A 13086-nucleotide genomic window follows, 5' to 3' on the forward strand; every position below is an offset into this window, starting at 1 on the left:
CTTATCTGCGTTCCCATGTGTTAACGTCATAGTGCATACCATCGACGACACCACCCTTACCGTTAATGTCCTCTCCTATTGCCATAAGGTTAAACTCGGAATATACCGTGATGAGTGGAACATCCTCCTGAATAAGATTTTGAAGCTTGTCATAGATTTCACCTCGTTTCACAGGATCCGTCTCTGCCATACCCGCATCAAACAACGCATCTACTTCTGGATTGTTATATCGCATATCGTTCAGTGCTGCAGTTGATCGGTAGACCGTCGCTGGCCCGTCAGGATCGATAATGCTTCCGAAGCTGCTGAGCGCAAGATCGAAATCTCCTGATACAAGCTTAGACACCGTCGTTGGAAAATCAAAATTGACCTGATTCACCTTCAGACCTATTGCCTGAAAATTTTGTTGAATTATATTCCCTGCCATTTCACGTGTTCTATCTCCAGTCGGAACAATAAGCTCAATGGGAGCATTCATATCGAAACCTGCTTCAGCTAACATTTGTTTGGCTAGTTCTGGATCATAGGAATATTTAAGGATATTCTCGTCGTGGTAAGGATGGCTGTTTGAATAAGGCCCATCTTGCAATTCTCCTGTCCCAGGCATCAGCTGATCTACAATCATTTGACGATCGATTGCGTAGGCAAGAGCTTGACGTACTTTTTTATCAGGAAACCGTTTGGTATTAATTTCAATGGAATTATATCTTCGGGTCTGTTCTTCAAGCGTCTTTAGTCCTTCGATTGACTTGACTGTGCTCCACTCCGTTGCCGGAATATTCCCAACACCTTGCGCAGCATTCATGTCGAGCTCACCTGACTCTAATTGCGCAACCATATTGGCAGCGGGCATGATTTTTATAAACACTTTCTCTATCTTCGGTGCTCCCCGGTAATAATTCGGGTTGGCAGCCAGCTCAACATAAGATTTGTTCTCATACTTAACGAAAGTATAAGGTCCGGAGGTTACATTGGGACTACGCCAGAACGGATTTTGGTTCAGTTCCGCGGGATTCACTTCAGACAATATGTGTTTAGGTACAATGAGCACATCTGAGAAACGTTCATATACGAGATTGGGGTCAACCGGGGTTTTGGTGCGCAGCTCCAGATGCTTGTCATCAATGACTTTAATGGACTCCAGCTTGTCCTTTCCTTCCGGCAGCATTCCTTTCTCATTTAAACCGTCCAATGAAAAAATAGCACTGCGCTGAGTTGTAATGGTGTTCGGATTGGCGATCAAATTAATCGTAAATTCAACATCCTCCGCCGTAATTGGTGTACCATCCGTCCAGTTTGCATCTGGATGGAGGGCAATTTTGAATGTTTGATTGTCCTCTGTTTCAAATGATTCTGCCAGCTGAAGCTCAAATTGAAGTGGTCCTGTCGTCTTGATCAAGCTGTCAAAGAAATAACGATACGTAAACACAGCGCCGCTTGAACCACTTCCGTCAGAATCAATCGGATTAAACATAAGCGGAGGATTGGTGATTCCGATCGTCAACTGGTTTGCTTGAGAAGCATTACCACCAGACGCTGCTCCTACTGCCGTTCCCGCGCCTTCCCCCTGTGAACCGCAGCCTGTTATAAGCAGCATGCCAATCAGAGGGAATAAGGCCATTTTTTTAAACCATTTTCTCATATGACATGTCCCCTTCCGCCCGTGTCACACGTTCTGACTTCTCTCTACGCTTTACTGCAAGCAAGCTGATAAACTCAAATACCATATTAGCTGCATTCAGTGCCGTCACCTGACTTGAATCACGGTCAGGCAGTACTTCTACCAAATCGAAGCCAATAAAATCAATACCTGCCAAGCCTCTCAGCATCTTCTGTGCTTCATAGGTTGTAAAGCCTCCGACCTCTGGTGTTCCCGTTCCAGGCGCGTAGACCGGATCCAGAAAATCAATATCAAAGGTAAGGAACACCGGGCGATCTCCGACACATTCTTTCACCTTGCGACAAAGTTCAGGAATGCTCAAATCCCTAACATCATCTGTCGTCAACACTTTAAAGCCCATTGCTCTAGCTTCCTCCAGACCATCTGCACGGTATGTTGTTCCTCTCATTCCCATCTGGATGGAATGATTAGGATCGATCAAACCTTCATCTACTGCATAACTGAAAACAGCACCATGCGACCACATTCTTTCCGGATGCTTGGATCGGCCAGTGTCAGAATGGGAATCAAAATGCACCAGACATACAGGACCATGCTTCTTGGCTGCTGCTCTTAAGTGGGGCAGTGATATAGAATGATCTCCTCCCAGCAATATCGGCACCACGCCTGCTTCAAATACTGGTGTCAGTTGTTCTTCAATTGCCTGATAGGATTGTTCGATATAACCTGGGTGAACGATGAGATCCCCATAATCCACCCCTGATAAATATTCAGAAATATCAATCTGATGTACGGGAGAGATCGGCCTGATCCGCTGCGACATGCTTCGAATCGCTGACGGACCGAACCTAGCTCCAATTCCATAACTGACACCTGTGTCAAACGGAACTCCGATTACGGCAAAATCCACGTCATCATTCAGGTTTTGTTCATAAGGCAAATGCATAAACGTATGGATTCCTGAATACAACGGTTTCCCCATTTCAATCTGTGGACGATATTTCATCTTCAGCTCACTCCATTCTATTTTGTTAGAAAAAAGCAAAAAGAGGCCGCTTATGATTAAGCGGCCTCTTTGCCATAGACAAACATCCCATACCAGAGGATGCTTGCTTGTATGCAGTTGTGTAATGCAATTATAGAAACAGAAGTCACTTATGTCAATATGTTTAACATATTATCTTGAAATTTATTATTTTTTGTACTTTCGTGTCATATTACTTTACTCAATCAGTTGACTTTTAAATAGATGTATTATATAAATTATCATTAATCAGGAACATTCTCCTTTGTACATACACAAAACACGAAAGCTGTTGTCTCAATTCCTACTTCGAGGTGATGGGTAAATTATGAAACCAAGATTATTGCATGTTCATGATATCCCGACGACCAAATGTCAAGTTGATGTCAAGTTCAAAGAACTAGGTTATCGTGTTGAGTCTATTGAAGCTGAATGTATGGGTGAGCTTACAGAGAGCAGGTTTGAAATGATCATTCTCGATTTGCCTGCTTGCCGACTGAAGAAATGGCTTCATGCGGCAAACTCCTTATTCTCTTTTCCTATTCTGTGGTGGTGCGATGAACGAAAACCTGCTACTGCCGCTCCCCACGAGAAGCTCGACGGTGTACTATGCTCAGGCATGAATGATAATGAGCTTCAATGGTCACTACTCATAGGAGTAAAGAACTATCAGATGAGGGTCCATTTGGAACGTGAGTATCGTTTCTTATCCAGCAAGCTTGATGAAATTAAGCGTGTTGAAAGCGCCAAGCTGTCACTTAGTAAACAGAAAAATATAAGTGAGAACAAAGCGTATGAACTCATGCGTACACAGGCAATGAATGAGCGCAGAAAAATCATCGAGGTCGCTGATTCCGTGTTAAGACAACCTATATGATCTGCCTCCTGGCATGTCGGACAACGTTAAAACATCCGCTGAGCAATTAGCTTCAGCGGATGTTTTTCATATAACGTGAAGTCAGACAGTCACAGATTCTGCAGCCATTAGCTTTTGACTCCGGCGACGTATTGCCAGAAGTGTAATAAACTCAGATACAATGGTGGCCGCATTCAGAGCCGTTACCCTTGTTGGATCACGGTCAGGCAGCACCTCTACAAGATCACATCCAATGATATTTATTCCAGCAAGTCCTCTGAGCATCTGAATCGCTTCATATGTCGTAAATCCCCCGACTTCAGGCGTTCCCGTTCCTGGTGCAAACACAGGATCCAGAAAATCGATGTCAAAGGTCAGGAAGACCGGTGTGTCTTTTACTCTGTCCTTGACTCTTTGACATAGCTGCTCCGTCCCCATTCTCTTCACATCATCGGTAGTAAGCAGATCAAAACCAAGGGCACGAGTTTCTTCATAGTGCGTTAAGCTCGAATGTCCCCGCATTCCCATTTGAATGGATGTCTGAGTATTGATCCAGCCTTCTTTGGCTCCATGATAAAACATATTACCATGAGAAAACCTGCGTATTTCATCCATAGGCTCCCAAGCATCCGAATGAGAATCAAAATGAACGAGGCTGATCGGACCATATTGGGCTGCAGCAGCCTTCACATGAGGATAGGATATGGAGTGGTCTCCCCCTAAAATAATAGGAACAATGCCTTTATCATAAATTGGAGCAAGCTGCTCTTGAACGGTTTCATACGTCTGTTCAATATAACCAGGATAGATGGAAAGGTCACCATAATCGATCCCAGACAAATACTCGCTGCTATCAATTCCTTGGGCCGGATTCGTTGTCCTGATTCGCTGTGACATTTCCCGTATTGCTGACGGACCAAATCTTGTGCCTACTGCATAACCGGCTCCCGTATCAAATGGATTTCCGATAATAGCATAATCGACATGATCTAGTGTCTTGATATGCGGAAGATGCATAAAGGTACGAATTCCTCCAAAAGCAGGTTTGCCTTTCTCTGTTAAAGGTCGATACATGTACAACACTCCTTAAAATGATTTAAAAATGCATAAAGTAAACAGAAAGAGCCGCTCCCTTATCTTCTTAGATAAGCAAGCGGCTCTATTGCCGATCAAGTAGTCACCCGTCTTGGATAGACTGCCTGAGATATGCATTTGTTGTGTATGTAATATAGCAAACAATCGAAAAACGGTCAAGATGCCAACTAAATTATGCATCTAAAGAACCATTTACACAGGCAGCTCCTTACTGACATAGTCAATCCCCAGCTCCGAATACCACTCATTTAACCCCGTCCATAAGCCTTCACATAGTTGATAAATCTCTTCCTTATTGCGCAAATCTCCTTCTATCACTTTCGTTACCAGCGCTTGATAACCAGAAGGACGCCCCATCATATCATATCGTACAAAAAAATCCCTCAACAGCATGAATAAGGTTCATGATCATTAGGATCATTTCTACTCATGTTAACTATTGAGGGATATTTTCTATCAGACACAACAAACCCTTTGCGTCTATGTACTTCTCAGTCTCCACGAGAGATCTTCTCAGCAGACTGGCTTACGCAAGTATTCCTTAATACGGATCCTGCTCATGTCCTTTTTGAATCGCTTCATCTACTGCCCCAGGCGCATCATCAGCACCCAGCGGGTGTGTCTGTGCAACACTGTTATTGTCGCCCATCATTTTGCTCTTCTCTGCAATACCTTCTCTCAAGCGGCGGCCATAGTCCTCATCGGCCTGCTCTGCTAGAGCAATCATTTTATCTTGAATATCCTTCGGGCAGATGGCAAGATCGTTCACCATATTGTTAATCAGTTCATCCTTTTCCCATTGTTCAAAATCACGGTAGGTTTGACCTGCCTGCTTCGTATTGTCATTACGGTCTATCGACTCACGCACGAGATTGCCTTCAATATAAGGTGTGTACTCTTTACCTGTCTGCTCGGCTTCCGTAAGTCCGCCCATACTGGAAGGCTCGTAGTTCACATGCAGGTTCTGCCCTGGTGCCTTATCGTTATAATAACGAAGCTGACCACCCTCCTGGTTGGTTGCGACACGCTTCTTCGCGGCATTGATTGGCAGCTGCAAATAGTTCGCACCTACACGATAGCGCTGTGTATCTGAATAGGAGAAGGTACGACCCTGCAGCATTTTGTCATCCGAGAAATCAAGTCCATCAACCAGTACCCCTGTACCAAAAGCGGACTGCTCTACTTCATTGAAATAGTTCTCAGGAGACTTGTTCAGCACCATGCGTCCAACCTTCTTCCATGGGAACTGATCATTCGGCCACAGCTTCGTGTCATCCAGCGGATCAAAATCGAGCTCTTCATTCGGACCATCCTCCATGATCTGCACAAACAGCTCCCATTCCGGGTAATCACCACTCTCGATAGCCTCATACAAGTCCTGTGTCGCATGGTTGAAGTTCTTCCCTTGAATTTCCTCTGCTTCCTTCACAGTGAGGTTCTTAATGCCTTGCTTCGGCTCCCAATGATATTTGACAAGCACTGCTTTTCCTTCTTGATTGACCCATTTGTACGTGTTTACGCCCGAGCCCTGCATCATTCGGTAGTTCGCTGGAATACCCCATGGAGAATAGACAAATGTGACCATATGAAAGGATTCCGGCGAATTGGCACAGAAATCGAAGAACCTTCTCGCATCCTGAATATTGGTCACTGGATCTGGACGGAACGCATGAATCATATCAGGGAATTTCATCGCATCCCGGATAAAGAAGATTTTGAGATTGTTCCCAACAAGGTCCCAGTTGCCGTCTTCCGTATAAAATTTAACTGCAAATCCGCGCGGGTCACGCACCGTTTCCGGAGAGTGCAGGCCGTGTACAACGGTAGAGAAACGCACGAAGACCGGTGTTTGCTTGCCTTTTTCCTGGAACAGCTTGGCACGAGTGTACTTAGATATCGGCTCATCGCCGCATGTTCCATAAGCTTCAAAGTAACCGTGAGCTCCTGCTCCTCTGGCATGTACAATTCGTTCAGGCACCTTTTCCCGGTCAAAGTGACTGATCTTCTCGATAAAATCGTAGTTCTCCAAGGTAGCAGGTCCCCGGTTGCTGACTGTTCTAATATTCTGATTGTTCGTAATCGGATGGCCTTGTCGATTCGTTAAAGTTTGATCATCTTCTATGTTCGTTTTTGGATCATTATGATTCGTATCCAATACATGTACCTACTTTCCTATAATATGGGTGAGTCTAGCCTACCCCTTGTATATTTTCCACAACTGGAATTTTTATTCTTATAATATTGTGTATAAATAAATGCAAAGTGTAGACTGGCGCAAACTTGGATCCAAAAAAACCCCTTCTCGGCTGGATTGCCAAAAAGAGGTTTAGATCTAAATCCGTATATATCTTAATGCAGGCTGAACGGTTACATCGCACCCATACCGCCGTCGACGCGATATTGCACACCTGTAATAAAGGAGCTCTCATCAGAAGCGAGAAATAGTACAAGATTGGCGATATCACTGGACTCAGCATAACGTCCCAGCGGGATAGCTTTGGCCAATGTCTCCTGATCCGTCTGCATGCCCGTTTCGAGGGAGCGCATCATACGTGTATTCACAGGTGAAGGGTGAATGGAGTTTACCCGGACATTTTTGCTGGCTACCTCAAGTGCGGCTGCTTTGGTCAGTCCCACAACCGCATGCTTCGAGGTAATATAAGGTGTTACTCCAATGCTCCCGCTTAATCCGGCGACGGACGAAGTGTTGATAACACTTCCATAGCCTTGATTTACAAGCACTTTGAGCACATGCTTCAATCCAAGGAACACACCTCTGACATTCACAGCAATAACTTTATCGAAGTCCTGAGCCTCTTGTTCCATGATTGGCGCAACCTTACCTTCGATTCCGGCATTATTGAAGAAAACATCAATTTTGCCAAATTGATCAACGGTTGCTTTTACATACTTCTCTACATCTGCTTCATTCGATACATCTGCTTGTATAGCAACAATTTCTCCATGAGATGACAATTCCGACTTCACCTTATCAAGCGCATCCTGCATGAGGTCCACAATAACCACCTTGGCGCCTTCCTTCAGAAACAGCTCTGCTGTCACTTTACCAATTCCGCCGGCTCCTCCTGTAATAATCGCCACTTTGTCTGTTAGTCTAGCCATTTCGCTCGTCTCCTGTCATTTGTATTCTGGGTTATAATAACTCGACCTAAGTAATTTACCCAATTGACAGAAAAATACGAAATTTTCGCAGAAATAACAGACTATCACCTACCTGCTTGACCACGGCATAATTTCAGTGACGACCTCTTGGCCCTCCTTGATTGATCTCTTCATCATCATAGATAAATAATGATCCTGCGCTGCCTTAGCAAAATTATAGAATGAAGGCCCCAGATCTAACGCATACAGGCCCATCTTATACATGCTTGTCGCTACAGCAATCTCATCGTCCGACAGTCTTCCCATTTCGAATCGATTCTCATAAATCATCTCCGATTCAAATTGGATTCCCCGGTGCGCGTATCCTTCCAGATTCCCTCCGTGTCCCGTATCTATTCTTCTTAAGCGGGATGTGACGGGCGTTCTGAAATCCTTCAGATAAGAAACCTCGTCATTGACAATTTCTCCACGCTCCCCGCGAACCAAGATCCGATTCCCCCGAATCCAAGAGAAGTACTGAACATTGGAAAAATCAAAAACCGCAGTCTTCTCTCCAAATTGAAATACTGCCAATTCTTGAATGGACTGAACGATCTCTTCGTTTTCAGGCAAGCCCTGTCTACCCGGTCCTTTCACAATGGGACTTGTGAATTGATGTCCTGTAATACTCGCCTTCTCATACCCGACCCCCAGCAATTCTCTGATCAGGCTTATTCCATGATATCCATGTGCAGCTGATACTTGAACATGAGAGACCTCACCCAGAATACCGGACCGGGCAAGACGGATTCTGGCCGCGTGCATCGGCTGATACAAGTACTGCTCTGCAACTTCTACCTTAGCATTTGCGGGCAGCTCCTGATGCAGCTTCAATAGTCCGTCCATATCTGGAGCTGGAGGCGTCTCGGCGAGTACAGGTATCTCCTGCTTGCTCAGTTCGGCTATGTAATTCGGATTGGCATCCCAAGGTATAGAAATAATCGCATACGAATAATCCCGGTTCTCCAGGAATTGATCCAATGTTGTAACGGTCTTTATTCCCCATTTCTTTTGAAACAGTTCGGCCTTAGCCTCATTTCGGACCAATACTCTGCTTACTTTAAATAGATCCGGCAGCATTGCAGCAACTCGCATAAAAAATTCAGCTCTCCATCCAGCCCCAATTACAGCAAATACGATTTTATCCATCTCTCATCCTCAACCTTCCATTTCATATCATCCTATTTATAACACATCGCCCCAGGGACTGACTCAATTTCTGGATTGGACACGCAAAAAAAAACAGCGGACTCATAAATCCGCCGCTGTTCGATAATGTTGACCCATCTTTATGGAGTTAAGGCAGGAGCCGTGCGATGCTGGGTGTGCTGTTCATAGGAGTAGGCAAGCTTAATCAATGTCGGTTCACTGAAAGGTCTTCCGATGAAATCCAACCCAACCGGCATGTTGTCAGCAGCTCTGAAGCCAGCCGGAACCGTTATTGTCGGGTAACCTGTGAAGGAGCTGAGCTTAAAGCCATCGCCGATGGTTTGCTCATCCCCGATCTCTGAAATCGGGTTTGCGGAAGTAGGAAAAATAAGGGCATCCAGATTATAATCCGCCATCATCTTAAGTACAGCATTCTGCGCTAACTTGGTACGATGAAGAACAATATCTTTGTAAGACTCATCCTCAAGCGATTCCCGATTGTTGCGCTCCATGAGCTGTGTCTTCACCGATTCATCATATAAGCCCGATTCGATGATCGACGTAAGATCCTTATACGCGCGTTCTTCTCCCAGCGATTCGAGATAATCATTAAACTGGAATTTGAATTCCCATGCACTGAGACTGGCATAGCTGTTAATCTGTTTGAAGTTAGGAATCTCAACATCATCAATGAATATAGCACCTTGGTCTTTCATGTCCTGTATCGCCTCATCCATCACCTTATTGATATCTGGATCTGAGCCAAACACTTCTCGGACAATACCAATTCTCGCTCCGTTTAATCCCGCTGGGTCCAAATAATGCAAATATGATTCCGGAATGCGGTCTACACTTGCTGCTGTAGTCACGTCATCAGGATCATAACCTACCGTTAAGTCAAGGATCGCAGCCGCGTCAGCAACGGTTCTAGCAATCGGCCCTCCTGTATCCTGTGTCAATGCTAACGGCATGATTCCGTCTCGACTTGATAAACCAATGGTAGGACGAATACCGACCAGATTATTAAATGAAGACGGCACTCGAATAGAACCGCCGGTATCGCTGCCCATCCCTACTGCAGCAAAGCTCGCCGCGATCGACGCTCCTGTCCCGCCACTTGAGCCTCCCGGCACTTTGGATACATTATACGGATTCAGCGTTTGACCAGACACAGAGCTTACTGTGGTATAACCAAATGCAAATTCGTGCAAATTGGACTTCGCTAGTATGATTGCCCCGGCTTCTTTTAACTTCTCCACTTGATAAGCATCATCTAATGGAACACTTTCTTTTAATGCTAACGAGCCTCCTGTAGTCGGCATGTCCGCTGTATCGAAATTATCTTTTAAAATGACAGGTATTCCATGAAGCGCACCTCTTGCTCCACTCTGCCCACGCTCGGCATCCAGCTCTTCAGCCAGCTCGTCCGCCTGCTCATTAAGGGAAATAATAGAGTTAAGCTTCGGACCCTCTACATCGTATTTTTCGATGCGTTCCAGATACATATCCACCAGCTCTGCGGAGGTAACTCTTCCTGAAGTCATTGCCTTCTGCAAATCCGAGATCGATGCCTCAACGACACTCACCGGCTGTAAATATTGATAGACCCTGAGGGCAACAACTGCTGCATCCCCCTTGGTAAGGGGCTTGCCATAACCGTATGTATATTCAGCATTCCCCTTCATCACACCGGCCGTCGTAATTACACCAATTGAGCTTGCATAAGGACTGCTGATCGGAATATCCTGATATATCATTTCTTCAACGTAAGGCACATCAATCATTTCATCCAACAAGCGGGCTGCCACTTCTCTGTTAATCTTAGCCGATTGTGAAACTTCTGTAATGAGGCGCTCCGAACCGGCTTCCTTCGCCGCCAGATTAATGAGCTCTGCAAACTGTTCCGTACTGATGGTCTTGTGTCGTTCATTTTCCACAGTCCACTCACTCGGGGCCCAATCGAGTTCCATAAATTCAGACCATTCCGTGCTGACAGGTGCCGCAGCCGCCATCTCGCCAGGAAAGCCGGCCACAGGAAGCAGCAGTCCTCCAGCCAAGAGCACACTCATCATTTGCATTTTGCTATTCCTCATACTTCATTCCCTCGCCCTCATTCTATTTATGTTACTTAAACTAACATATAATAGAATGATAGACTTGTAAATAAGAGGATTTGAGCAAGATTTTAACATGTAATAGGTAGAATAGATTAATTAATGTGAAATTTCAGATACACCTGTAAAGTTTTCTAACATAAATTAAATCATTTCTAACGGTACTTTATGATCTGGCTTCGGAAATGCTAAATCCAGCTCATTGAGATCATCCTCCGTCAGCTCTACCTCATATGCAGCAGCATTCAGTATCACATGCTCCTCCTTAGAAGCTTTAGGAATAGCGAGAACTTGACCGTTCCGAATACTCCAAGCAAGCATTAACTGCAGCGGGGTTATATCATGCTTCTCTGCAACTGCCTTTACGGTCTCATTGCCAGTAATTTCACGCCGAAGTGTACCTCCCTGCGCAAGCGGAGAATAAGCCATAATTGGGATCTGACGCTCTGTCTGCCATGGCATCAGATCAACCTCAATCCCTCTTGAGCCGAGGTGATACAGTACCTGATTAACCGCACAATTACTGCCTTTAGATATAGATAGCAGCTCTTCCATATCTTTTGTATCCAGATTGGAAACGCCCCAACGCGCGATTTTACCGTCCTGAACCAGCTTCTCCATTCCTTCTACCGTTTCGGCGAGAGGAATGTCTCCTCTCCAGTGAAGCAGATACAAATCCAAATGATCTGTCTTCAGTCTGCGCAGGCTCTGCTCACAACGGGTAATGATTCGGTTTCGCCCTGCATTATGCGGATATACTTTAGAAACGAGGAACACCTCTTCCCTAATGCCCTGGATCGCTTCTCCGACAAGGGATTCGGACAAGCCTTCACCATACATTTCCGCGGTATCAATAACATGCATCCCCAGCTCAACACCAAGACGCAGTGCGGCCATTTCTTCACTTCGTACGGAAGGATCATCTCCCATACGCCAGGTTCCTTGTCCGATTGCAGGAAGCACAGTTCCATCTGCCAGCTTGATTGTATTTCTCTTGATCATCGTTACATCTCCTTTTTATGCAGTAATATAGGTAATTGCTGGATTATCCGGCTACGAATGTTATACCCGAATCTTATATCTCATAATCGAAAGATGTATCATACGGGATAAAAATGAGAATATATGTTCCCACACGACCTTTAATGAATTATAATAGAATCTGTTCTATAAGAATAGAGGTGTTATCGATGTCCAAGAGAGAAATTCAATATTTATATAAAACTCCAAAGTCACTGATGAATAAAGGAACTGGATTCCTGTCTGGCTACACCCATACATTGAATCCATATACGGGATGTTCGTTCGGATGCTCGTATTGCTATGTCCGCCGGATGCCTGTTTCTCTATTTCGCGGGTCGGAATGGGGAACTTGGGTAGATGTGAAGCAGGAAGCGTCAACTGTATTCCGCAAGGAATTAAAGCGTGCCACAGCTAAGGGGCCGGTTACGATCTTTATGTCTTCCAGTACAGATCCTTATCAGCCCATCGAATATAAAGAGCAGATTACTCGTTCCCTGCTGGAAGTGATGTGCGAATCTCCGCCTGATTTTATACTGGTACAAACCAGAAGCCCCCTCGTCACAAGGGATATCGATTTATTCACAGCATTGGGAGACAGGGTGCGTGTCAGTCTTACGATCGAAACCGATCTGGATGAGGTCAGAAAACATTTCTCTCCCTCTGCCCCTCCTATTGCTGCCCGAATGAAGGCACTGCAGGAATTAACCGAGGCGGGCATTCCGACTCAAGCAGCGATCGCTCCGATTCTGCCCAGCAGCGAGGCTTTTGCGTCCAAGCTCTATTGTGCGACCAACCGCGTTACCATTGATGATTATTTCATGGGAGATGGCAGCGGCGGCAAAAGAACAAGACAGCTGGGGATTGATGCCTTATATGATGAAATAGATTCAACCGCATGGTATGACTCCACTGCCTATCAAATCGTTCTGTCTCGGATGCGAAGCGTTTTTCCGGAGGAGCGTGTATATATTAGTCAACAGGGCTTTGAACCTTAAGATATACAAGAAGGTCCTGCACTACTGAGTTTTCAGCAGAGCAGGAC

Annotated in this window: 11 protein-coding genes; 2 read left to right on the plus strand and 9 right to left on the minus strand. The window is 45.2% G+C overall.

The features are described 5' to 3' along the window. Position 1: 1 nt before the first annotated feature. Together TCA2_RS24615 and speB (TCA2_RS24620) are read right to left on the minus strand one after the other, a co-directional pair. Entirely contained in the window at positions 2-1642 is a 1641-nt protein-coding gene (locus TCA2_RS24615; RefSeq protein WP_047914244.1) for an ABC transporter substrate-binding protein, read from the minus strand. Then, positions 1626-2627 carry an agmatinase gene (gene speB / locus TCA2_RS24620; RefSeq protein WP_047914245.1) on the minus strand — a complete coding sequence of 334 codons (1002 nt, stop codon included), beginning with the start codon at positions 2625-2627 and terminating at the stop codon, positions 1626-1628. Before speB (TCA2_RS24620) ends, TCA2_RS24615 begins: the two co-directional genes overlap by 17 nt. Before the next feature lie 346 nt (positions 2628-2973). Between speB (TCA2_RS24620) and TCA2_RS24625 the strand changes: the two genes are divergently transcribed. Further along, a complete protein-coding gene (locus TCA2_RS24625) occupies positions 2974-3522 on the plus strand; it encodes an ANTAR domain-containing response regulator (RefSeq protein WP_047914246.1) in 549 nt (182 codons plus the stop codon). An 81-nt stretch (positions 3523-3603) separates the two neighbouring features. Here the strand turns inward: TCA2_RS24625 and speB (TCA2_RS24630) are convergent, their stop codons facing one another. The 7 genes from speB (TCA2_RS24630) to TCA2_RS24660 form a co-directional block, all read right to left on the minus strand. Further along, positions 3604-4575, minus strand: a complete 972-nt coding sequence (speB, locus tag TCA2_RS24630; protein WP_047914247.1) for an agmatinase — start codon at positions 4573-4575, stop codon at positions 3604-3606. Between the two features lie 213 nt (positions 4576-4788). Next, positions 4789-4989, minus strand: a complete 201-nt coding sequence (locus TCA2_RS24635) for a kanamycin nucleotidyltransferase C-terminal domain-containing protein (RefSeq protein WP_047914248.1) — start codon at positions 4987-4989, stop codon at positions 4789-4791. 148 nt (positions 4990-5137) lie between these two features. Beyond that, the gene (locus TCA2_RS24640; RefSeq protein ID WP_047914249.1) at positions 5138-6751 is read right to left on the minus strand and encodes a catalase; all 1614 of its coding nucleotides are present in this window, start codon (positions 6749-6751) and stop codon (positions 5138-5140) included. Positions 6752-6963: 212 nt separating this feature from the next. Next, positions 6964-7719: an SDR family NAD(P)-dependent oxidoreductase gene (locus TCA2_RS24645; protein WP_047914250.1), complete on the minus strand. Its 756-nt coding sequence runs from the start codon at positions 7717-7719 to the stop codon at positions 6964-6966. Positions 7720-7827: 108 nt separating this feature from the next. Beyond that, the gene (locus TCA2_RS24650) at positions 7828-8907 is read right to left on the minus strand and encodes a Gfo/Idh/MocA family protein (protein WP_047914251.1); all 1080 of its coding nucleotides are present in this window, start codon (positions 8905-8907) and stop codon (positions 7828-7830) included. A 140-nt stretch (positions 8908-9047) separates the two neighbouring features. Continuing rightward, positions 9048-11000, minus strand: coding sequence for an amidase family protein (locus TCA2_RS24655; protein WP_047914252.1), 1953 nt, complete (start codon positions 10998-11000; stop codon positions 9048-9050). Between the two features lie 165 nt (positions 11001-11165). Continuing rightward, positions 11166-12023, minus strand: a complete 858-nt coding sequence (locus tag TCA2_RS24660) for an aldo/keto reductase (protein ID WP_047914253.1) — start codon at positions 12021-12023, stop codon at positions 11166-11168. Between the two features lie 188 nt (positions 12024-12211). Here TCA2_RS24660 and TCA2_RS24665 point away from each other — a divergent pair, with 188 nt between their 5' ends. Beyond that, complete coding sequence (locus TCA2_RS24665) at positions 12212-13039, plus strand: radical SAM protein (RefSeq protein WP_047914254.1); 828 nt, start codon at positions 12212-12214, stop codon at positions 13037-13039. Positions 13040-13086: the final 47 nt, after the last annotated feature.

This window comes from Paenibacillus sp. TCA20, assembly GCF_000732325.1.
Lineage (GTDB): Bacteria > Bacillota > Bacilli > Paenibacillales > Paenibacillaceae > Paenibacillus > Paenibacillus urinalis.

Bases quoted from the DNA above. Each gene is read 5' to 3' on its own strand.
- TCA2_RS24650 (WP_047914251.1), bottom strand. From the start codon at position 8,907: ATGGATAAAATCGTATTTGCTGTAATTGGGGCTGGATGGAGAGCTGAA.
- TCA2_RS24660 (WP_047914253.1), bottom strand. From the start codon at position 12,023: ATGATCAAGAGAAATACAATCAAGCTGGCAGATGGAACTGTGCTTCCT.
- TCA2_RS24655 (WP_047914252.1), bottom strand. From the start codon at position 11,000: ATGAGGAATAGCAAAATGCAAATGATGAGTGTGCTCTTGGCTGGAGGA.
- TCA2_RS24635 (WP_047914248.1), bottom strand. From the start codon at position 4,989: ATGCTGTTGAGGGATTTTTTTGTACGATATGATATGATGGGGCGTCCT.
- TCA2_RS24625 (WP_047914246.1), top strand. From the start codon at position 2,974: ATGAAACCAAGATTATTGCATGTTCATGATATCCCGACGACCAAATGT.
- TCA2_RS24615 (WP_047914244.1), bottom strand. From the start codon at position 1,642: ATGAGAAAATGGTTTAAAAAAATGGCCTTATTCCCTCTGATTGGCATG.
- speB (WP_047914247.1), bottom strand. From the start codon at position 4,575: ATGTATCGACCTTTAACAGAGAAAGGCAAACCTGCTTTTGGAGGAATT.
- TCA2_RS24645 (WP_047914250.1), bottom strand. From the start codon at position 7,719: ATGGCTAGACTAACAGACAAAGTGGCGATTATTACAGGAGGAGCCGGC.
- speB (WP_047914245.1), bottom strand. From the start codon at position 2,627: ATGAAATATCGTCCACAGATTGAAATGGGGAAACCGTTGTATTCAGGA.
- TCA2_RS24665 (WP_047914254.1), top strand. From the start codon at position 12,212: ATGTCCAAGAGAGAAATTCAATATTTATATAAAACTCCAAAGTCACTG.